Consider the following 19,343-nt stretch of genomic DNA (forward strand, 5'->3'; position numbering starts at 1 on the left):
CGCAGGGCTGCTAAAGATCGGATTTTACCGGAATTTATCCCGGCTAAAGACCCATTTTAGTTAGGGCCTTTGTGTGATAAGCAGCAAATCGCCCCGGATCGGGGCATGGATCGCCCGCCAGCCGGCTTGCCGGCTGCTGCTACGTCAATCGCTAATATGCGTTGCTTTCCGCAATCACCCGGTCGCGGCCCATCGCCTTGGCCCGGTAGAGCTGACGGTCTGCACGATCAAGCAGTTCGCACAACTGCGCATCACCGGCCAGGTCGGCAATGCCGATGCTGACGGTGATGGCGAGGTTGGCATGAATGCGCGCCCACGACCACGCCCCCACCAGGTGGCGCAATCGCTCTGCCACCTCCAGTGCCCCCTCCCCGGCGCGGCCGGGCAGCATCACCAGGAATTCCTCGCCGCCGTAACGCGCCACTAGGTCGTCCTGCCGGCAGCCCGATTTGAGCAGCGCCGCTACCTGGCGCAATACCTTGTCGCCGATGCCGTGGCCGAAATGGTCGTTCACCCGCTTGAAGTGATCGATGTCGAGCATCAGCACGCCCAGTTGCAGCGTCTCGTCGCCAGCGCGGCGGAACAGCTGCTCGCCCTGCGTCTCGATGCCGCGACGGTTGAGCACCCCGGTGAGCGCATCCTGACTGGCGAGTTTCTCCGCGCGCTTCAATTCGCGGTGCTGCGTGGCGCGTTGCTGCTTGAGGCTGGCATTTTCCAGCCTCGCCTTCTCGACTTCCAGGCGCATTTCCATCACGTGCAGCTTGTGCGGCGATGATTGCTGCAGGATGGCGACATAACCGGCGTGATAACGGCGATAACAGCTCAGTGCCGCAGCAGTGTTGTCCAGCGCTTCGAACACCAGACTCAGTTGCTCCTCGATCTGGTAAACCAGATGCGCCGCGCCGATGGACGTCGACTCAGCCAGTGCCTGCTGCAACAGCGCCGCCGCCTGGACGGATTCACCGCGCGCCTGTGCAAGCTTGCCCAGCAACAGCAGATTGGCCGCCTCGCCCCATAGATGGCCGTGCTCGCGGTTGATGTCGAGCGCACGCAACAGGAATTGCTCGGCCTCGGCCAGCAGCCCCTGGCTGAGATAAACAGTACCGATACCGCTATAGGTGTCGGCCTCGAACTCCCGATGCGTGCGTACCTGCACCAGCGCCTGCGCGCCGAAAAGCGCCTCCAGCGCTTCGTCGTAACGCCCCAGCCGGTGCAGGTCGACGCCGATATTGATCAGCACCGCTGCCTTCAGGCTATCGTCTGCAACGGACTCGAAGCCATCGCGCGCTTTCAGGTGGTGATCATAGGCGGCCTGGAAATCATCGTGCGCGTAGTAGATCTGGCCGATGCCCACCTGCGCCCGCACATAGGCCTCATGCGCATCGACATCCAGCGACACACTCAGGCAACTGGACCAATACTGCAGCGCAACGTCATATTCGGCCAGCACATAGTAGGCGCGGGCGATTTCCTGCAGGCAATCGACCACGTGCACCTTGTAGCCGTATTCCTCGCCCAGGAACAGGCTATGGCGCATCAGCGCAATGGCTTCCTGGTAGCCGCCTTGCAGCAGCAGCGCGCGTGCGTGATTGAGCAACCCTTCCACGTAACCGAAGTGATAGTCGATTTCCAGCGCGCGTCGGCAAGCCTGCTCTGCCAGCGCCCTCGCCTCATCGCATCGATCGCGATACATATCCCTGGCCTGCTGGTTAAGGCCATCGACGAGGGATTGGGTTACGGGCTCGGCATTCATTGCAGCTCAATAAGTAATCGCTGTTTAAACTAGAGCAGATGGACTGGCAAAATCAAGCATGGTTGCAGGAAAAGCGCCGGGCGCAGCACTCGTCATGCATGAACGGTCAATCGTTCAGGCGCAATTCCATATTGGCAAAGCGGCTGGACGTCACCGTTTCCTGCAGATTTCTCTGCAGATCCTGGTAGGCGGCGATGTGTTCAGTCGAACGTTCCGGCTCGTTGAGCGCCACATAAAGCGTGGAAAGCGCCAGGTGGATGCGGGCCACCAGGTTCTGCGTGCCCATGGCCTCGGCCAGTTGCATCGCCCGCAGCAGTTCATCGCGCGCGGCATCGAGCAGGCCATCGGTCATGCTGCAATGCCCCAGCCACAGCAGATCGTTGGCTTCGCCCCACAGGTGACTGTGCAGCCGGTTGATCTTGAGCGACACACGCAAGCTCATGCGCGCCTTGCCCACTTCGCCACGCGCAAACTGGATCTGGCCGATGATGCCGTAGATCTCCGCCTCGTATTCGTAGTGCTGCGCGGCACGCACCAGCGGCAGCGCCTGCTTGAGCACTTCCAGTGATTCGCCGAAGTGGCCCAGATATTGATGGTCGACCGCGATATTGATCAGGCTGCCGGCCATCAACTGCACATCATCGCAATTTTCCGACAACTCGGCAGCGCGGCGGTGGTGCGCCAGTGCCGTCTCGAACTGCTCGTTGGCAAACAGTACCTGCCCGAGGCCGATATGCGCACGCACCCGATCCAGCTGCGAGACCGACGAAGCGGGCAATTCCAGGCAAGCCAGCCAGCAATCGGCGGCGGCATCATAATCGGCTTGCGTGTAATGGCTGCGGGCAATCATCTGCAAAGCCAGGCCGTGCTCGGTACCGATATCGATTTGCGTGCCGATATCCATCACCGTCAGCAAGGTAGCCAGCGCATCGTTGTACTGACCGAACAACGCCAGCGCCAGCGCAGAAACGTTGAGTGCCTCGGCCTCGCCCAGCTTGTCCCCGTTTGCCAGCGCGAGGTCACGCGCCCTTTGGGCAAGCGACAGCGCATCGGCAGTCTGGGAGTTGACCAGCTTGCGTGCGCGCTCGAGCAGATCGACGTGTTCGGGTAGGGACATGGAAGTGAAGCGAGCCTGGACGTGCTTGCGGGCTAGAAGCTTAGCACTTTGCCGCCGCCGCCGCCTTTGGCGTGCGCCAAGCGTTGCGTCCTTGCTGCAACGCTCAAGCCGCGGCCGTGAGGATGCGCGCGCAATCGTCCGGGGTCAGCGTGCCGCCCTCGCCCAATTGCAGGCGCTGGTGGCGGATCAGTTGCTCGCGCACCGCGCTGGCCACTTCGTCCGCATCCAGCTTGTATGCGGATAGCCGCGTAGGCACTTCCAGATGCTCGAAAAAAGCCGCGGTGGCATTGATGGCAGACATGGCCACTGCGCGATCACTGCCCGTCAGCGACCACACACGCCGGCCGTACTGCGCCAGCTTGGCAGTCTTGTCGTCCAGACGGTGCCGCAACAAGCTGGGCAATACCAGCGCCAGCGTGCGGGCATGGTCGATACCGTACAACGCCGTCAGCTCATGACCGATGGCATGCGTGGCCCAGTCGGTTACCTGCCCGGCCCCCACCAGCCCGAACAACGCCTGGTTGGCCGACCACACCAGGTTGGCCCGTGCATCCGGGTTGGCCGGGTCGTTGAGGGTTTTCGGCCCGTTTTCGATCAGCGTGGCGAGAATGCCTTCGGCCAGCCGGTCCTGGATCGCCGCAGCATTGGGCACGGTCAGGTATTGCTCGGTGGTGTGCACGAACGCATCGACGATGCCATTGGCCACCTGCCGCTTGGGCAAGCTACGCGTGACTGCCGGGTCCAGCACCGCAAAGCATGGGAACACCAGCGCATTCTTGAACGAGAGCTTGTCCTGCGTGGCACGGCGTGTCACCACTGCAGCATTGTTGCTTTCCGACCCTGTCGCGGGCAGCGTCAGCACCACACCCAGCGGCAGCGCACGCTGCAACGGCGTACGGTTGCCGACGATCAGCCACGGATCGATGGCCGGATCGAGCGCGATGCCGGCAGCGATGAATTTGCTGCCGTCGATTACCGAGCCGCCGCCAGCTGCCAGCACCCAGTCCACCTGTTCCGCGCGGCCCAGCTCGACCGCGCGCAGCAATGTTTCGAACTCCGGATTGGATTCGATGCCGCCGAACTCGATCACCGTGCAATCGGCCAGCGCATCGCGGATCTGCTGATACACGCCGTTGGCATGAATACTGCCGCCACCAAAGGTCAGCAACACGCGGCTGCCCGCGGGGATTTCGCCACTGATACGGGCGATCTGGCCCTCACCGAAGTGGATGCGGGTGGGATTGTGGAACGTGAATGCTTGCATGGGTGCTCCGCACGCGGGACGGCTGACAGGCTCAGTGCGACAGCCGCGCCTCCAGCGCGCGCAGCTGTGCAAAGGTGGCCGGCCGGACAATCCGGTTGAATACTTCCTGATAGCGACGATGATAACGCTCGGCGGCGGTAACGTCGCCACTGTGCTGGCTGACCTGCGCCAGCAGGTGGTTGGCCTGGTAGACCTCGTGGGCGGAGCCCATTTCCTCGGCGCGACCGAGTGCGGCAAGGAAACACTGCCGTGCCTCATCCAGATCGCCGTCGGCCATGGCGAGCCGACCACGGGTCATCTGCTGCGATACCTCTCCCCACACCCACACGCGCCGCAACGATTCGGCCTGCACCAGATAGCTGCGCGCAGTGGCGATATCGCCACGGTCCAGCGCGATATGGCACTGGTACACCAGTATTTCGCCCTGATATTCCTGATTGCCGGCCTCGTGCGACCACGGCGCAGCGAGGCGCAATGCCTGCAATGCATCGTCGTAGCGGTGCAGCTTGTAGTAATCGGCAGCGAGATTGATGCTGACCCGCGCATGCAGGTCGGCGCCCAGCGCGGGGATCAGCAGTTGCTGTGCGGTCAGGTGATGCGCCAGCGCCATCTGGAACGATTCATGGGCGAAATACACCTGCCCCAGCCCGATGTGCGCGTGGATCTGCGTGGAGCGCATGAAGCCGGCATTGTGCGATGCATCAAGGCAATCGCCCCAGTAGGCAATGGCTTCGCCGTATTCACCCACCGTGTAATAGATGCTGGCCAGTTCCTGGATGATTTCGCCGCGCTCGGCCTCGATATCTTCGGTTTCGGCAATCTTCAGCGCATTGAGCATCGCCTGCTGACCGTCGGGCACCCGACCGAACGCCAGCAGCAGCGAGCCATAACGACGCCAGACGCGGCAACGCAGTGTGGCATCGGGGCAATCGTCCGCATGATTGCGCGCCTCTTCCGCCAGTTGCATGGCCCGGTGCGGATCGATATAAGTCAGCCGCTCGCTTTCTTCCAGCAGGAGAGCAAGATCGGGAATGTCCGGCATAAGGCGGCTGCGTCAGCGTTGTAAGGGAATCTGCGCAGCCTAACGCTGCTTATCGGGGATTTCAAGCTGGCGGCGGTCCGGGTATGCCAAAACGTACACATCCGTCCGTATGCAGCTGCCACCGGATTGCCGCAATCGCGGCGTTCATGCTTCACATAGCGAGAGCAGATACGGCCATGGATAGATGCCCCGCTCATGGCCATCGCTGAAATGCAGCTGCACCGCATAGTTGCCTACCGGCGTGATGCCGGTGACCTGGACCCCTGCTGCAAGCGGGTGCGGCTTGCCCAGCAGTGATGCCGAGCGGCACTCGGTACAGCGGCATTGCTGGCGTAGCACCGCAAACGATATGGCACTGCGCTGGCCGGCAGACTCGATCACCAGCGCTTCGCCCGTCAGCACGAGCTGATCCGGAGTCATTGTGGCTGCACCGCAGCCAGCTTGCCCAGCGCCAGCATCGCCGCCTTGCGCACTTCCGGGTCCGGATCGGCGGCGGCCAGTTGCAGTACCGCCAATGCGGCAGGATCTGCGATCTCGCCCAGCGCAATGGCGGCTTCTTTGCGCAAGTTGCCCATTTCGTGCAACAAGGCCTCGCTCAGCACCGGCAACGCGCTGCGTGCGCCGATACGCCCCAATGATCGGGCCGCACGCAAGCGCACCTGCCAGTATTCATCGGCCATTGCAGCAATCAGCCCATCGGCAGCAGCGGCAAGGCGGAGTTTGCCCAGCGTGGCTGCCGCTTCTTCGCGCACCGGCCATGCGGCATCGGCCAGCGCGCCAAGCAGCGCATCCAGCACGCTGTCATCCGTTGCGAGGCCCAATGCACCAGTGGCAGCGCGGCGCACTTCGATATCCTCATCATGGCGTGCCAGCGTGCTCAGCGCTGGCAGTGCCGCACCATGCTTGAGCCAGCCCAGCACGCCGACCGCTTCGCGCCGCACCAACGCAGCCGGGTGATCCAGCGAGGCCTGTGCGGCCTGGGCAGCCTCGCCCAGACGCAGTTCGCGCAGTGCCCGTAACGCGGCAGCGCGGACAAATGCATCATCGTGTAGCGCCCACGGCAGCAAACGCAGCCCGGCAGCATGGGTTTTGAGTTCAGACAGGCTTTGCGCTGCAGCAGCACGCACCACCTCGTCCGCATCGAGCAGGCAGGCTGCGAGGCCATCGACAGCATCCGGGTCTTCGTTGCCAGCCAGCAGGCGCGCGGCTTCGGCACGCACTTGGGCATCGCCATCGGCCAATGCCCGCAGAAAGGCTGGCAGGTACGCATCGTCTTCAAAATCGGCCAGCTCCATCAGCGCCACGCGGCGCGTGGCGGCATCCGCAGCGGCAAGGCGCGGGGCAATGGCGGCGAAATCGGCATCATCTTGCAGGTGTTCGAACAGGGTATCGGTCATGTCAGATCGCAAACTGCAGGTCGCGCGCTTGCGGCGCGCCCAGCGGGGTGAGTCGGGGCAGCACGGGGGCCACGCCATCATGGTGCAACAAGGCGAGGCAATGGCGCTTGAGTTGGGCAAACTGCGCGGTCATTGCCAGCTCCGCACTGCGCGGGCGCGCAAAACCGGCTTCCAGCGTTTCGATGATGCGACCCGGTCGCGGCCCCATGATCAGGATGCGGTCCGACAGGAACAGCGCTTCGTCGATATCGTGGGTGATGAACAGCACCGTGGTGCCGAAACGGCCCCAGATATCGAGCAGCAGCTCCTGCATCTTCAAGCGGGTCAACGCATCGAGCGCGCCGAACGGCTCATCCATCAGCAGCACGCGCGGGCGGTTGATCAGCACGCGGGCAATTTCCACCCGCTGCTGCATGCCGCCCGACAGTTGGCCCGGGTAATGGCGCTCGAAGCCGCCCAGCCCCACCAGTTCGATCAGCTCGCGCGCCTGCTTTTTGCGCTCAGCTGCAGCAACGCCACGCATCTTCAGGCCGAAGGCCACGTTATCGAGCACGGTTTTCCACGGAAACAGCGTGTGGTGCTGGAAGACCAGCCCGCGCTCCGGTGCCGGCCCACCGATTGCCACGCCGTCAAGCGCCAAGCTGCCCGCCACTGGCTTCAAATGGCCTGCCAGCGCCCCCAGCAAGGTGGATTTACCGCAGCCCGATGGCCCCAGCAGGCAGACGAACTCGCCCGGCGCCAGCCGGAAAGACACCTCATCCAGCGCCTGGAACGCGCCGGCACCGCTGCCCAGGCGGATCGATACCCGGTCGATCTCCACCCGGCCCGGAGCCTGTTGCCCTTGCGGTTGCACGTTCATTGCCCGCTCCCGCGCTGCCACGGCATCAGTGCACGACCAAGCTGGCGTAGCGCAATGCTGCTGCCCATGCCCAGCACGCCGATCAGCAGCATGCCCACGATGATGTCGGGGTAGTTCTGCAAGGTATACGACTCCCACGTGTAGTAACCGATGCCGAACTGGCCGGAAATCATTTCCGCAGTTACAAGGCAAAACCAGCAGGTGCCCATGCCGATGGACAGGCCGGTGACAATGGCCGGTGCCGCGGCAGGCAGGATGACCTCGGTAAATACGCGCAGCCGCCGTGTGCCGAGGCTGCGTGCGGAGGCGATCAGCCGGCTATCCACGCCTTCCACCCCGTGAATGGTATTGAGCAGGATGGGAAACACCGCCCCCACAAAGGTAATGAAGATCATGCTGGCTTCCGACGATGGAAACAGCAGGATGGACAACGGTATCCACGCCACCGCCGGGATGGGCCGCAACACTTCCAGCGGCGGCAACAATGCATTGCGTGCCCGGGCAAAGCGGCCGATCACCAGCCCCAGCCCGGCGCCCACGATGGCGGCCACCAGAAACCCGGCAAACACCCGGTACAGGCTGGCGCCCAGATGCTTGAGCAACTTGGGGGACTGCAGCAGATCCCGGCCCGCATTGAGCACTTCCAGCGGCGGCGGCACATTGGCGAAGGTGACAAGGCCCAGGTGCACGCGCGTGCTGGCGGCCCAGTGCCACAACAATACACAGGCCAGCAAGGACGCCAGCCGCGTGGCCCAAGCCTGCCACGGCCACAGCGCCCAGCCGGCGCGTGGACTGGCAGGCGCTGCTGGCAGCGTGATTTCGGCAGCGATGCTCATGATTTTCCCTGATTGGAAAGAGTAATCGATGGGCCGGGCAGCGTGGGCAGCAACGGCACCCGGCCCATGACTGGTCAGTTGGCGGCCAGCCGGATGGATTCGCGTACTGCGGCGTAATCCACCACCTTGGCGTTGTTGCTCTTCGCCCACGCGGTGGCCGCCTCCTTGAGCAGGAAGGCGGCCAGTTGGCCCTTGGCGTCTTGCGCAAACCACGCCTGATGCGCCAGCAGCTTGATGCCGCTATTGCGGTCCTGCGCGTAGATGACGCGGATTTTCTTGCCGCTGGCCTCGATTTTCCGGGCATCGGCAAACGCGGCCTCGGGGGTCGCGTAGTTGCGGATCTGCGGCTCGCCCTCGATCCATACCTGCGCCAGGCGTTTCAGGTCGGTGATCGGCTTGCCGGTCAGTGTGTCCTTGGCCTTGAGCGGCAACTTGTCGTAGTTTTTCAGCCGCGCGTCATAATCCTGACCAGACAACCTGAAGGCCTCGCGGATATAGCGGTCATCGACAAAGGTATTCACGTCCAGGTCCGCATCGGTTTTCTTGAGGAACTTGAGCGTTTCGATCGACGTCTTCACCGCCTGCCGGTATTCGGGTTTCCAGGTGAAGTCACGCGTCTGCAGGCCTTGCGGGCCATGGAACAGATAGGCGACTTCAGCTTCCACGCCGGTGGTTTTCTCGATCAGGTCGCTGTATTTCTCCGGGTTGGCGGCATAGAGCTGGTCCGCCTCGATGGCGGCACGCAGGAACGCCACGACGATTTCCGGATATTTCCTGGCGTAATCCGCGCTTACCAGCGAGCCATGGAAGGTGGGCGCATTGGCTTGCGAGCCATCGAAAATCTTGCGGGCAAAGCCGCGATACGGAAACAGCTCGGCAAACGGCACGAAATCGGCGTGTGCATCGATCTTCCCGGCCTGCAGCGCCGGGCCGGCCACCTCCGGCGGTTGCGCGATGATGGTCAGATCCTTGCTGGGATCGATGCCGTTGGCGGCCAGCGCGCGCAGCAGCATGCCGTGCGAAGTGGAGGCGAACGGTACCGAGATGGTCTTGCCGCGCAGCTCGGTAATCGACTGGATGGCCGAATCCCTGGGCACCACGATGCCGTTGCCGCTGCCTTGCGTGCTGCCGGACAGCACGGTGATGAACACGCTCTTCTTGCCGGCCTTGTCGAATGCGGCGCCGTTGAGCGAGCCGGGGAAATCGGCCATCGAGCCGATATCGAGCTTGTCCGCAACCATTTCATTGGTGAGCGGCGCGCCGGAAGTGAAGTTCTTCCACTGGATGTCGTATTGCGCATCCTTGTACTTGCCGTCGTGCGGCAGGTATTTCTCCAGCAGTTTCAGTTCGCGGATCAGCAGGCCACCGGTTGCGCAATTGATGGTGGTGTCCTGCGTGCCGATGGCGATGCGGATGGTTTCTGCCTGCGCAAGGCCGGCAGTGACAAGGGCGAGCGCAAGCACGCCGAGCTGGATGGACCGTTTCATTGGAAACTCCGTTGCAAAGTATGGGCGGGTGATTTATCTGAGCAGGTAAGGGATATCGACGTGCACGGCCCCGGTGGGGCAATCCTTCTCGCACGGCATGCAGTACCAGCATTCGTCGAATGCCATGAAGGCCTTGCCCTTGCTCAGGTCGATGGCCAGCACGTCCAGCGGGCAAACGTCCACGCACACGGTGCAGCCCTTGTCGGCAATGCACAGTTCTTCGTCGATGCGCACCGGCACGCTGCTGCGTTGCTCGGCGATGGAAAAGGTGGGGAAACTCATGCCGGTACGGCCTCCGTGCTGATGCGCAGCTTCTGGTAAGCCGCCTGTTCCTGTTGATCCATGGCAATCACATAGGGCTCCAGCGCGCGCTTGAAGCACGCCATCTCGCCCGCCGCGTTCTTGTGCAGCTGCACGTGTACTTTCCATTCCGCATCGTTGCGCTCCGGGTAATCCACCCGCGCGTGGTACAGGCCCCAGCGGCTTTCGGTGCGATAGAGCGATGCGCGCGCGGCCATTTCGGCGCAATCGCGGATGGCGTGCACTTCCATCGCCCGCATCAGCTCGTGCGGGTTGCGCGCGTGCAGCCGGTCCAGATCGCCGCGGATCGCCTCGAAGCGCTCCAGGCCGATTTCCATCTTGCGGGTGACCTTGGGCGGCTGCAGGTAGTCGTTCACCATGCGGCGCAGCTTGTATTCCACCTGGTTGGGCGGCAGGCCCGATTCGCGCAGCAGCGGCGCCCACACGCGCTGGCGCTCTGCATCGACCTGCGCGCTGCTCACATTGGCGTGCGGGTGTTCCTGGGCGTGGCGTGCTGCCGATACGCCGGCAAAGTGTCCGTAAACGAATGCGCCCAGCATGTAGTTGTGCGGTACGCAGGCCATATCCCCGGCAGAGAACAGCCCCGGCACCGTGGTGGCGGCGTTTTCGTCCACCCACACGCCCGATGCCGAGTGCCCGCTGCACAGGCCGATTTCCGAGATATGCATTTCCACCATGCGCTCGCGGTAATCAGTGCCACGCCCGGCGTGGAAACGGCCACGGCTGGGGCGCTCGTTGGTATGCAGGATGGTTTCGATGGTGGAGATGGTTTCCTCCGCCAGGTGATCGAGCTTGAGGAACACCGGACCATTGCCGCCTTCCAGCTCGCGCTGGAACTCCAGCATCATCTGGCCGCTCCAGTAATCGCACTCGATGAAGCGCTCGCCGCGGCTATTGGTGGTGTAGCCACCGAACGGGCCGGTGACGTAGGCGCAGGCAGGGCCGTTGTAATCCTTGATCAGCGGGTTGATCTGGAAGCACTCGATGCCCGATAGCTCAGCACCGGCGTGGTAGGCCATGCTGTAGCCATCGCCTGCGTTGGTGGGGTTCTCGTAGGTGCCGAACAGGTAGCCCGATGCCGGCAAGCCCAGCCGCCCCGCCGCGCCGCACGCCAGCACCACCGACTTGGCACGCACCACGTGGAAATCGCCGGTGCGGCAATCGAAGGCAAAGGTGCCGGCAATGCGGCCGTCTTCACCAACGATCAGCCGCGTGGCCACCAGCCGGTTGGTGATCTCGACGCGGTTTTTCTTCAATTGCCGGTACAGTACCTTCTTGATGTCGTGCCCTTCCGGCATCGGCAGCACATAGGTGCCCATGTGATGCACCTTGCGCATCGCGTAGTCACCGGTTTCGTCTTTCTCGAATTTCACGCCCCAGCGATCAAGCTCTTCGATCATCGCGTAGCTGTTCTGCGCGTAGGCGAGAATGGTTTTCTGGTTGACGATGCCGTCATTGGCGGCGGTGATTTCACGCACGTATTGCTCGGGCGTGGCAAAACCCGGCACCACCGCGTTGTTGAGGCCATCCATGCCCATGGAAATGGCGCCGCTGCGCTTCACGTGTGCTTTTTCCAGCAGCAGCACTTTCAGCGCCGGGTTGGCCTGCTTGGCCTTGACGGCAGCCATCGGCCCGGCAGTGCCGCCGCCGATCACCAGCACATCGACCTCGCGTTCTATCGTATTCATGGGTTTTCCCGTTGGATCAGCCGCGCGCAATGCGCAAGCGGTACTGGAAGTTGTCGGCGCGGCAGTACAGGTACTCGAAATCGAGCGGCTGGCCGTCATGGGTGTGGGTAAGGCGCTCGATGCGCAAGATGGGCGCACCGGTATCCACCTGCAGCAGCGCCGCAGTGGCGGCATCGGCCAGTACCGCATCGATGGCGAGATCCGCGTGGCCCAGCGCAATGCCGTAGTCGTTTTCGAGAATGAGGAAAATGTCGCGGCTGGCGAGGTCTTCACGGGCCAGCAGCGTGCCGATGCGCGAATGCACATAGGTGACGTCGAGCGAGACCGGCTCGCGGTTCAGGTAGCGCACGCGCCGCAGCTCGCATACCGGCTCAGCCGGCGCGAGCTGCAACCGCGTGGCCACCACATCGCTGGCAGCCAGCGTGGCGATGCTGACCACATGGTTGTAGGTTTCGTGGCCCTGCGTGGCCATGGCCTCGGCAAAGCCCTGCAGCCGGCCCAGCTCCTGGAATGGCTTGGGGCGTGAGACGTAAGATCCCTTGCCCGGCACCTTGAAGATAAGCTGCTCTTTCTCCAGATCACCCAGCGCCTGGCGCACCGTGATGCGGCTGACGCTGTATTGCTGCATCAGTTGGCTCTCCGACGGCATGCGGTCATGCGGCAGATAGCGGCCCGAGACGATGCCGTGGCGCAACTCATCGCGGATACGGCTGTAGAGCGATACATGGCCATGCGGGAACTGCGGTACGTTAAGCATGAGGACACAACCTGTTATGACAGGTCATTACCTAGCACGACGCATGCCCACGACCTAGACAACAGATAAAAATCATATAACCGATTGAATAAAAATGATTTTTATGAAAACAACTTGCTGCGAGACGATGTGTTCCATTTGAAAATATTGTTGATATATCAACAACAAAGAAAACAAATTGATCAAAAATCACCAACCCGTCCGCGTACCGAGCGCAGCCAGCGATACCCTGCCCTTGCACCCGCCCCTGCGCCCTCCAGCCGCTTCTTAATCCCTGCAGCCTTCCAGCCTGCTTGTCTTCAATCGACGCGGATCTGCGCAGCCAGGTAATCCAGAAAACACGCAATCCGTGATGCCAGTGCGGTGTTGCGGTAATACACCGCGTGGATGGGCTGGCGCACGTCGACGGTGTGCTCGCCCAGTACCTGCACCAGCGTGCCGGCGGCGCGGTCTGCTTGCGTCATGAAATCAGCCAGGCAGACCAGCCCGGCGCCTTCCAGCGCCAGCTGGCGCAGCGTATCGCCGCTGGATGCACGCAAGGCAGGCGCAATCACATAGTGCTCGCCCAGCGCATGGCGCAGTGGCCAGGCATTCAGCGATTCGGGCTGGGTGAAGCCCAGCAGGCTGTGCCGGGCCAGCTCCGCCACGGTTTGCGGCTGGCCATGTGCCTGCAAGTATGCAGGGCTGGCCAGCACGCGCAGCCGGTTGCTGCCCAGCGGACGGGCGTGCAGCGTGGAATCGGTAAGCGTGCCGATGCGGATGGCCACGTCGGTGCGCTCTTCGATCAGGTCGATGTAGCGATCACTGGTATTGAGTTCGAGCCCGATATCCGGATATGCGGCGCGAAAGCCCGGCACCATGGGTGCCAGCACGTGCAGCATGAACGGCGATGCCGCGTTCACGCGCAAGCGGCCGGCCGGCCGCGCGCGGCGCAGCGCCATCTGCTCTTCCGCCTCTTCCACCGAAGCGAGAATGCGCCGCGCCTGTGCAAGGAATAGGCGGCCTTCCTCGGTCAGCTCCAGCCGGCGCGTGGTCCGCTGCAGCAAGGTGGTGCCCAGCTTGCTTTCCAGCCGCCCCAGCGCGCGGCTGACGCCGGACACGGTTTGCGCCAGTTGCTCTGCCGCAGCGGTGATCGAACCGCTATCGACCACGGTTGCAAATGCCTGCAGTTCATCGAGTGTCGTCTTCATTATTGAATTTCAGTCAAATATCTTTTGGCTGTCCAGTGGTTTTTCAGCAAGGATCAAACGCGGACACTGCGCTCTCGAACCTGGAGTGGCGAACACGCCGCTGCATGCAACCCAAGCAGTGGCAGGAATCGCCATTCCCAACCATGGGAGTCTGTCATGCCACTTGCCTTGCTGGCGCTGACCATCAGCGCCTTTGCCATCGGCACCACCGAATTCGTCATCGTGGGGTTGATTCCCACCATCGCCGCCGATCTGGGCGTCAGCGTGCCTTCGGCCGGGTTGCTGGTCAGCCTGTACGCGCTGGGCGTTGCCATCGGCGCGCCATTGCTGACCGCACTGACCGGCCGCGTGCCACGCAAGCAATTGCTGCTGGCGCTGATGCTGCTGTTCACGCTGGGCAACCTGGTGGCGTGGCAATCACCCGGCTACACCTCGCTGGTGGTTGCGCGCGTGCTGACCGGCCTGGCACACGGGGTGTTTTTCTCCATCGGCTCCACCATCGCCACCAGCCTGGTGGCGCGGGGAAAAGCCGCCAGCGCCATCGCCACGATGTTTTCCGGCCTGACCGTGGCACTGGTGACCGGCGTACCGCTGGGTACCTTCATCGGTCAGCACCTGGGCTGGCGGGCCACCTTCCTGGCGGTAGCGCTACTCGGCGTGATCGCCTTCATCGCCAGCATGCTGTTCGTGCCGGCGAAGCTCGCGCACAACAAGCCGGCATCGGTACTGCAGCAACTGCAAGTACTCAAGCAGCCGCGCCTGCTGCTGGTGTATGCGATGACTGCAGTGGGTTATGGCGGCACCTTCGTGGCGTTCACCTTCCTCGCCCCCATCCTGCAGCAGGTATCCGGCTTCAGCGCGGGTGCAGTCAGCCTGGTGCTGCTGGTGTACGGCGTATCGGTGGCCGTGGGCAATGTATGGGGCGGCAGGCTGGCGGATCGCCGCGGCCCGATCAGCGCGCTGAAAATCATCTTCGCCGGCCTGGCCGCAGTGCTGTTCGTGCTGACCTTCACCGCGCCGCACGCCTGGCTGGCACTGACCACCATCCTGATCTGGGGCGCATTCGCCTTCGGCAATGTACCGGGGCTGCAGGTCTATGTGGTGCAGCAAGCAGAGCACCACGCGCCGCATGCGGTAGACGTGGCCTCCGGCCTGAATATCGCCGCGTTCAACCTGGGCATTGCCGCCGGTGCCTGGGGTGGCGGCCTGATCGTGGCGCACGCCGGCCTGCTGCATACCCCGTGGGTGGGCGGGCTGATCGTGCTGGGGGCACTGGCACTCACCACGCTGAGCGGCCGGCTGGATCGCAACAACCCAGCCCTTACCGCATCCTCCAACGGGCCTGCATCCACTACCCGGCCCGCCTACGCTGGTCACTGAATCCACCGATCCAGACACTTCGCCTTCAACCCGACCATCAACAACAGGAGTTCCATCATGTCCATTCCCGCCTTCGGCCTGGGTACTTACCGCCTGCAGGGCCAGCAAGTGATCGATTCGGTCAGCAATGGCCTTGCCCTCGGCTACCGCCATATCGACACCGCGCAGATCTACGGCAACGAGGCCGAAGTGGGCCAAGCCATTGCCGCCAGCAGCGTGCCGCGCAGCGAGCTGTTTGTCACCACCAAGATCTGGATCGATCACCTGGGTGCAGACCAGTTGATCCCCAGCCTGAAGGAAAGCCTTCAGAAACTGCGCATGGATCGCGTCAACCTCGCGCTGATCCACTGGCCGTCCCCGGATGACCGCCACGCGGTGGCCGAATACATGCCGGCCCTGCTGGAGGCCCGCCAGCAGGGCCTCACTGATCAGATCGGCGTTTCCAACTTCACCATCAGCCACCTGCAACAGGCCATCGCTGCGGTAGGCCGCGATGCGATCGCCACCAACCAGGTGGAAATCCACCCCTTCCTGCAAAACCGCAAGCTGGCGGACTTTGCCAGTGCGAACGGCCTCCACCTGACCGCCTACATGCCGCTGGCCTACGGCAAGGTGGTGGACGAGCCGCTGTTGCAGCAGATAGCCGCCCGGCACAACGCCACCCCGGCGCAAGTGGCATTGGCCTGGCTGCTGCAGCGCGGCTTCGCGGTGATCCCGTCATCCACCCGGCGTGAAAACCTGCAAGCCAACCTGGCAGCGCAAACACTGCAACTGAGCGATGCGGACATGGCGGCGATTGCCACGCTGGAGCGTAACGAGCGCCTGGCCAACCCGGATTTCGCCCCCGCGTGGGACTGAACGGCTGGCTGATCAACCCTGCGGCTGATCGCCGGCACCAGAATGCAAAAAGCCGGTCTGACTGACCGGCTTTTTGCTGGCCGCCGCATCCGTGCAGCGATGCGACAGCATTGACATCGTTACTGCTTCTGGTACACCCGCACGTATTCCACATCCATCTGCTGCGGGAAGCTGGTGTTGCTATCCGGGCTGCCCGGCCAGTTGCCGCCGACGGCCAGGTTGAGGATCACGTAGAACGGCTTGTTGAACGGTGCCGGGTAAGCGCCACCAGTGCTGTACCACTGCGTTTGCGTGGAATAGAGCACGTTGTCCACGTACCAGCGGATCTGGCCCGCTTCCCATTCCACTGCATACACGTGGTAATTGTCGGCAATGCTGGTCGGCGGGGTGTAGCCCACGGTGGTGTACTGGTTGTTCGGCCAACTGGCGCCGAAGTGGATCGAGCCATAGACGGTGTTGCCACCGGCGGCCTTGGTGTTGATCGCTTCCAGGATGTCGATTTCACCGCTGGCCGCCCAGCCGCCATAAGCGCTGTCTTGCGGCATCATCCAGAATGCCGGCCAGATGCCCTGCCCGTATGGCAGCTTGATTTTTGCTTCCATGCGCCCGTAGGTCCAGCTGGCTTTGGTATGCAGGCGGGCCGAGGTATAGCCGCGTGTACCGTCCGGGCCGGAGAACTGTTCCTTCAGCGCCTTGATCGACAGCGCACCGTTCTGCACGAACGCATTCTTGCTGCTGTTGGTGTAGTACTGCAGCTCGTTGTTGCCGCCACCCGCGCCGTTCACTTCGAATTCCCACTTGCCGGTGTCGATGCTGCCGCTATCGAACTCGTCGCTCCATACCAGCTTCCAGCCCGGGATCGGCGTTGGTGTCGGTGCCTGGGTCGGCTTGGGGGTTGGCGCCACGGTCGGCACCGGCGTTGCCGGCTTGGGCGTCGGGGTAGGCGCTGCGGTGGGGTTGCTACCGCCACCGCAGGCACCGAGGTCATTCCACGGCAGGCCATCGCCGGTGCTGTTGGCCGGGACATTGCCCTGCGTCCACCACTTGGCGCTGTAATTGCGGTTGGCGTAGCTCACCTGCGCGCCACCGTTGTATGCAGTACCGCTGTTCCATGCGGCGTAGCAGCCGGGGCCGGTAGCAGGCGGCGTGGTCGGTGGCGTCGTCGGCTTGACGGTTGGCGTGCCGGTCGGCGCTGCAGTTGGCGTGGCCGTCGGCTTGGGGGTAGGCACGGCCGTGGGCACCACGCCGCACGAGCCGCCCGGCTGCCACAGGCTGGGGGTGGACGCCGGGTTCCAGTTGGCGCCGGCAAACGCGGTATGCGTGACCAGCGCGGTATAGGTGGCGCCACTGTAGGTGGTCGTATCGCCGGCACTGTAGGTATTGCCCTCGGCCCAGGCGCCGCGGCATGCGGCGTGGCTGGCGCTGGCGGCGGCCAGTGCGATGATGACGGGCGCAAGGCCGGTCAGGGTGCGGGTGATCATTGTCTGCTCCATGTTGTTATTGCGCTGTTGTCAGCGACTTGTTGACGGGCGGCCTGCTGACCGCCCTGCCTCACTGCACTTGCTGTTGCATCTGCTACTGCACTTTCACAACTCTTTTGCTCCATGTCCCGCCGTGCGCGTGCCGCTACGGACTTCGGCGCGCTCGATCCTGAATCGATGACGGATCAATAACGGATGTTCGGGAAATCGCGTTTTGCCTGCTGCAGCTGGGTTTCCCACTCGGCCGGCCAGCCGAATGCCTGCGTGGCCTGCGCTTTCAGGTCTGCGCCCGCAGCGCCACTCATGAAGTGGATGTATTCGCCCCAGTTGAGATCACGCGTGTAATCACGGCCGTTGTTGGGGAAGTACTGCCCCAGCAACTGGAAGTACTTCACCATCACCTGCGCATGGCCGTGATCGCGCCACAGCGGGTAGAACCAGTCGCGGAACCAGTTGGTGCCGGCGCGCGGAAAGCTGTCGTTATCCTGCTGCCAGCGGTTGTAGACGTCGTTGGCCTGCGCGGTCATGCCCAGCGCCACATAAGCGTCGTAGATGTAGAACTCCATCCACTTGCTGTCTTTCCAGATGCCGAACGCCGGCGAGCCGTGCTTGCCGCTGGCAATGCTCTCGACGATATGGCCGGTTTCGTGGGTGACGACCTCGTACTGCGGGTTGATCCAGTTGCTGCCGCCCACGTCACTGACATTGTGATAATCGTGCGATGCGTCGTACACGCTGGACGGGTGGCCGCCGTAGTACTTCGCCTCGTGGTGCAGCGAATACAGGCGATCCGAACCCAGCGTGGCGGGGCCGTAGGTGTTCTGCGCGTAGCGCCACATCCTGGTCAGGTAGGGCAGCATCCATTTGCCGGCCGCGCGATTGACGTCGTCATCGAAATAGATCGCCACGGTGTCGTTGTACGCAATCAGCTTCATGTTCTGCTGGTGCTCGAACCAATGCTCCTGCCAGGTGAGCGCGGGCGCGGCAAACCGGGCCGGTACCGGTACCACCGGCTTGCTGCAACTGCCACCCGCCTGCCACAGTGTGCCGGTATTGGCGGGCGTCCAGTCTATGCCCGGCGCCAGCGTATGCGGCACCAGCGCGGTATAGGTCTGCCCCTGATAGGTGATGACGTCGCCGCTGGCATAGGTCTGGCTCTGTGCCCAGGTCGAACAGACTGGTGCAGGCGTTGGCACTGTTGTGGGGCGAGGGGTGGCAGTAGGTGCCGCTGTCGGCGCGACCGTCGGCTTGCTGGTTGGCGCAATGGTGGGCTTGGCCGTGGGTTGTGGCGTGGATGTCGGCGTTGCAGCACCGCACGCGCCGCTATCGTTCCATGGCCTGCCATCCGCGGTATTGCTGGCAGGGATATCGCCCTGCGTCCACCAGCGCGCTGTGTAGTTGCGACCGCTGTAGCTGACCCGCGCACCACCGTTGTATGCGGTCGCGCCATTCCAGGCTGCATTGCAATCGCTGCCCGGCAAGGGGGTGGGCGCCGCGGTCGGCCTGGCGGTGGGGATGGGCGTCGGGACTGGTGCCGTTGTTGGCCTGAGCGTCGGTCCGGAAGTCGGCACGGCAGTGGGCACGCTGCCATTGCTGGCCCCCAGACCGCTCCACAGGCTGGTGTTGGCGGGGTTCCAGCCGGTGCTGGCGTAATCGGTCTGGTTCACCAGCGCACGGTAATCGTGGCCATTGAACGACACCACGGTACCGGCGGTGTAATACACGTCCGCCTGCCATGCCGGGTAGGCCGCGTACGTGTGGGCGGCGATCAGCAGTGCAAGCACTGCGGGCAGGGTATGGCGTCTATGCATGATGCAAATGGTCCGTATCGGGTTGGGTGAAGCCGCCATGACGGCAGCCTGAAAATCTCGGTATCTTTCCGCGCCACATCCAAGGCTGCACCGGCGGACTGC

17 protein-coding genes are annotated in these 19,343 nt (G+C 63.2%); 2 read left to right on the top strand and 15 right to left on the bottom strand.

Translation table 11 applies throughout. The features are described 5' to 3' along the window. Window positions 1–151: 151 nt before the first annotated feature. From IGB42_RS07590 to IGB42_RS07650, 13 genes are all read right to left on the bottom strand, one after another. Window positions 152–1,753: a diguanylate cyclase gene (locus tag IGB42_RS07590; RefSeq protein ID WP_159669379.1), complete on the bottom strand. Its 1,602-nt coding sequence runs from the start codon at window positions 1,751–1,753 to the stop codon at window positions 152–154. 106 nt (window positions 1,754–1,859) lie between these two features. Continuing rightward, the gene (locus IGB42_RS07595; protein ID WP_159669381.1) at window positions 1,860–2,870 is read right to left on the bottom strand and encodes a tetratricopeptide repeat protein; all 1,011 of its coding nucleotides are present in this window, start codon (window positions 2,868–2,870) and stop codon (window positions 1,860–1,862) included. Window positions 2,871–2,973: 103 nt separating this feature from the next. Continuing rightward, window positions 2,974–4,134, bottom strand: a complete 1,161-nt coding sequence (locus IGB42_RS07600) for an iron-containing alcohol dehydrogenase (RefSeq protein WP_159669383.1) — start codon at window positions 4,132–4,134, stop codon at window positions 2,974–2,976. A 31-nt stretch (window positions 4,135–4,165) separates the two neighbouring features. After that, a complete protein-coding gene (locus tag IGB42_RS07605; protein WP_159669385.1) occupies window positions 4,166–5,176 on the bottom strand; it encodes a lipopolysaccharide assembly protein LapB in 1,011 nt (336 codons plus the stop codon). Window positions 5,177–5,320: 144 nt separating this feature from the next. Beyond that, window positions 5,321–5,596: a DUF971 domain-containing protein gene (locus tag IGB42_RS07610; protein WP_159669388.1), complete on the bottom strand. Its 276-nt coding sequence runs from the start codon at window positions 5,594–5,596 to the stop codon at window positions 5,321–5,323. Further along, complete coding sequence (locus IGB42_RS07615) at window positions 5,593–6,573, bottom strand: HEAT repeat domain-containing protein (RefSeq protein WP_159669392.1); 981 nt, start codon at window positions 6,571–6,573, stop codon at window positions 5,593–5,595. The genes IGB42_RS07610 and IGB42_RS07615 overlap by 4 nt, the downstream gene beginning before the upstream one ends. A 1-nt stretch (window position 6,574) precedes the next feature. Continuing rightward, complete coding sequence (locus IGB42_RS07620; RefSeq protein ID WP_159669395.1) at window positions 6,575–7,432, bottom strand: ABC transporter ATP-binding protein; 858 nt, start codon at window positions 7,430–7,432, stop codon at window positions 6,575–6,577. Beyond that, window positions 7,429–8,268 carry an ABC transporter permease gene (locus tag IGB42_RS07625; RefSeq protein WP_159669398.1) on the bottom strand — a complete coding sequence of 280 codons (840 nt, stop codon included), beginning with the start codon at window positions 8,266–8,268 and terminating at the stop codon, window positions 7,429–7,431. Before IGB42_RS07625 ends, IGB42_RS07620 begins: the two co-directional genes overlap by 4 nt. 74 nt (window positions 8,269–8,342) lie before the next feature. Continuing rightward, complete coding sequence (locus IGB42_RS07630) at window positions 8,343–9,755, bottom strand: ABC transporter substrate-binding protein (RefSeq protein ID WP_159669401.1); 1,413 nt, start codon at window positions 9,753–9,755, stop codon at window positions 8,343–8,345. A gap of 33 nt (window positions 9,756–9,788) precedes the next feature. Further along, window positions 9,789–10,037, bottom strand: a complete 249-nt coding sequence (locus tag IGB42_RS07635; RefSeq protein WP_159669404.1) for a ferredoxin family protein — start codon at window positions 10,035–10,037, stop codon at window positions 9,789–9,791. After that, on the bottom strand, window positions 10,034–11,764 hold the full coding sequence (locus tag IGB42_RS07640; RefSeq protein ID WP_159669407.1) for a fumarate reductase/succinate dehydrogenase flavoprotein subunit: 1,731 nt from the start codon (window positions 11,762–11,764) through the stop codon (window positions 10,034–10,036). Before IGB42_RS07640 ends, IGB42_RS07635 begins: the two co-directional genes overlap by 4 nt. A 16-nt stretch (window positions 11,765–11,780) precedes the next feature. Beyond that, the gene (locus tag IGB42_RS07645) at window positions 11,781–12,521 is read right to left on the bottom strand and encodes a GntR family transcriptional regulator (RefSeq protein WP_159669410.1); all 741 of its coding nucleotides are present in this window, start codon (window positions 12,519–12,521) and stop codon (window positions 11,781–11,783) included. Window positions 12,522–12,820: 299 nt separating this feature from the next. Next, a complete protein-coding gene (locus IGB42_RS07650) occupies window positions 12,821–13,711 on the bottom strand; it encodes a LysR family transcriptional regulator (protein WP_159669413.1) in 891 nt (296 codons plus the stop codon). A 156-nt stretch (window positions 13,712–13,867) separates the two neighbouring features. Here IGB42_RS07650 and IGB42_RS07655 point away from each other — a divergent pair, with 156 nt between their 5' ends. After that, window positions 13,868–15,091 carry an MFS transporter gene (locus tag IGB42_RS07655; protein ID WP_159669416.1) on the top strand — a complete coding sequence of 408 codons (1,224 nt, stop codon included), beginning with the start codon at window positions 13,868–13,870 and terminating at the stop codon, window positions 15,089–15,091. A 57-nt stretch (window positions 15,092–15,148) separates the two neighbouring features. Continuing rightward, window positions 15,149–15,949 carry a 2,5-didehydrogluconate reductase DkgB gene (gene dkgB, locus IGB42_RS07660; protein WP_159669419.1) on the top strand — a complete coding sequence of 267 codons (801 nt, stop codon included), beginning with the start codon at window positions 15,149–15,151 and terminating at the stop codon, window positions 15,947–15,949. 119 nt (window positions 15,950–16,068) lie between these two features. On the opposite strand, the gene IGB42_RS22515 is transcribed toward dkgB, so the two are convergent. Both IGB42_RS22515 and IGB42_RS07670 read right to left on the bottom strand, forming a co-directional pair. Further along, the gene (locus IGB42_RS22515) at window positions 16,069–17,430 is read right to left on the bottom strand and encodes a carbohydrate-binding protein (protein WP_159669422.1); all 1,362 of its coding nucleotides are present in this window, start codon (window positions 17,428–17,430) and stop codon (window positions 16,069–16,071) included. 185 nt (window positions 17,431–17,615) lie between these two features. After that, window positions 17,616–19,241 carry a carbohydrate-binding protein gene (locus IGB42_RS07670; RefSeq protein ID WP_159669425.1) on the bottom strand — a complete coding sequence of 542 codons (1,626 nt, stop codon included), beginning with the start codon at window positions 19,239–19,241 and terminating at the stop codon, window positions 17,616–17,618. Window positions 19,242–19,343 lie beyond the last annotated feature (102 nt).

Origin of the sequence: Andreprevotia sp. IGB-42, from assembly GCF_009848685.1 — a bacterium.
In the GTDB taxonomy this organism is placed as follows: Bacteria; Pseudomonadota; Gammaproteobacteria; order Burkholderiales; family Chitinibacteraceae; genus Andreprevotia.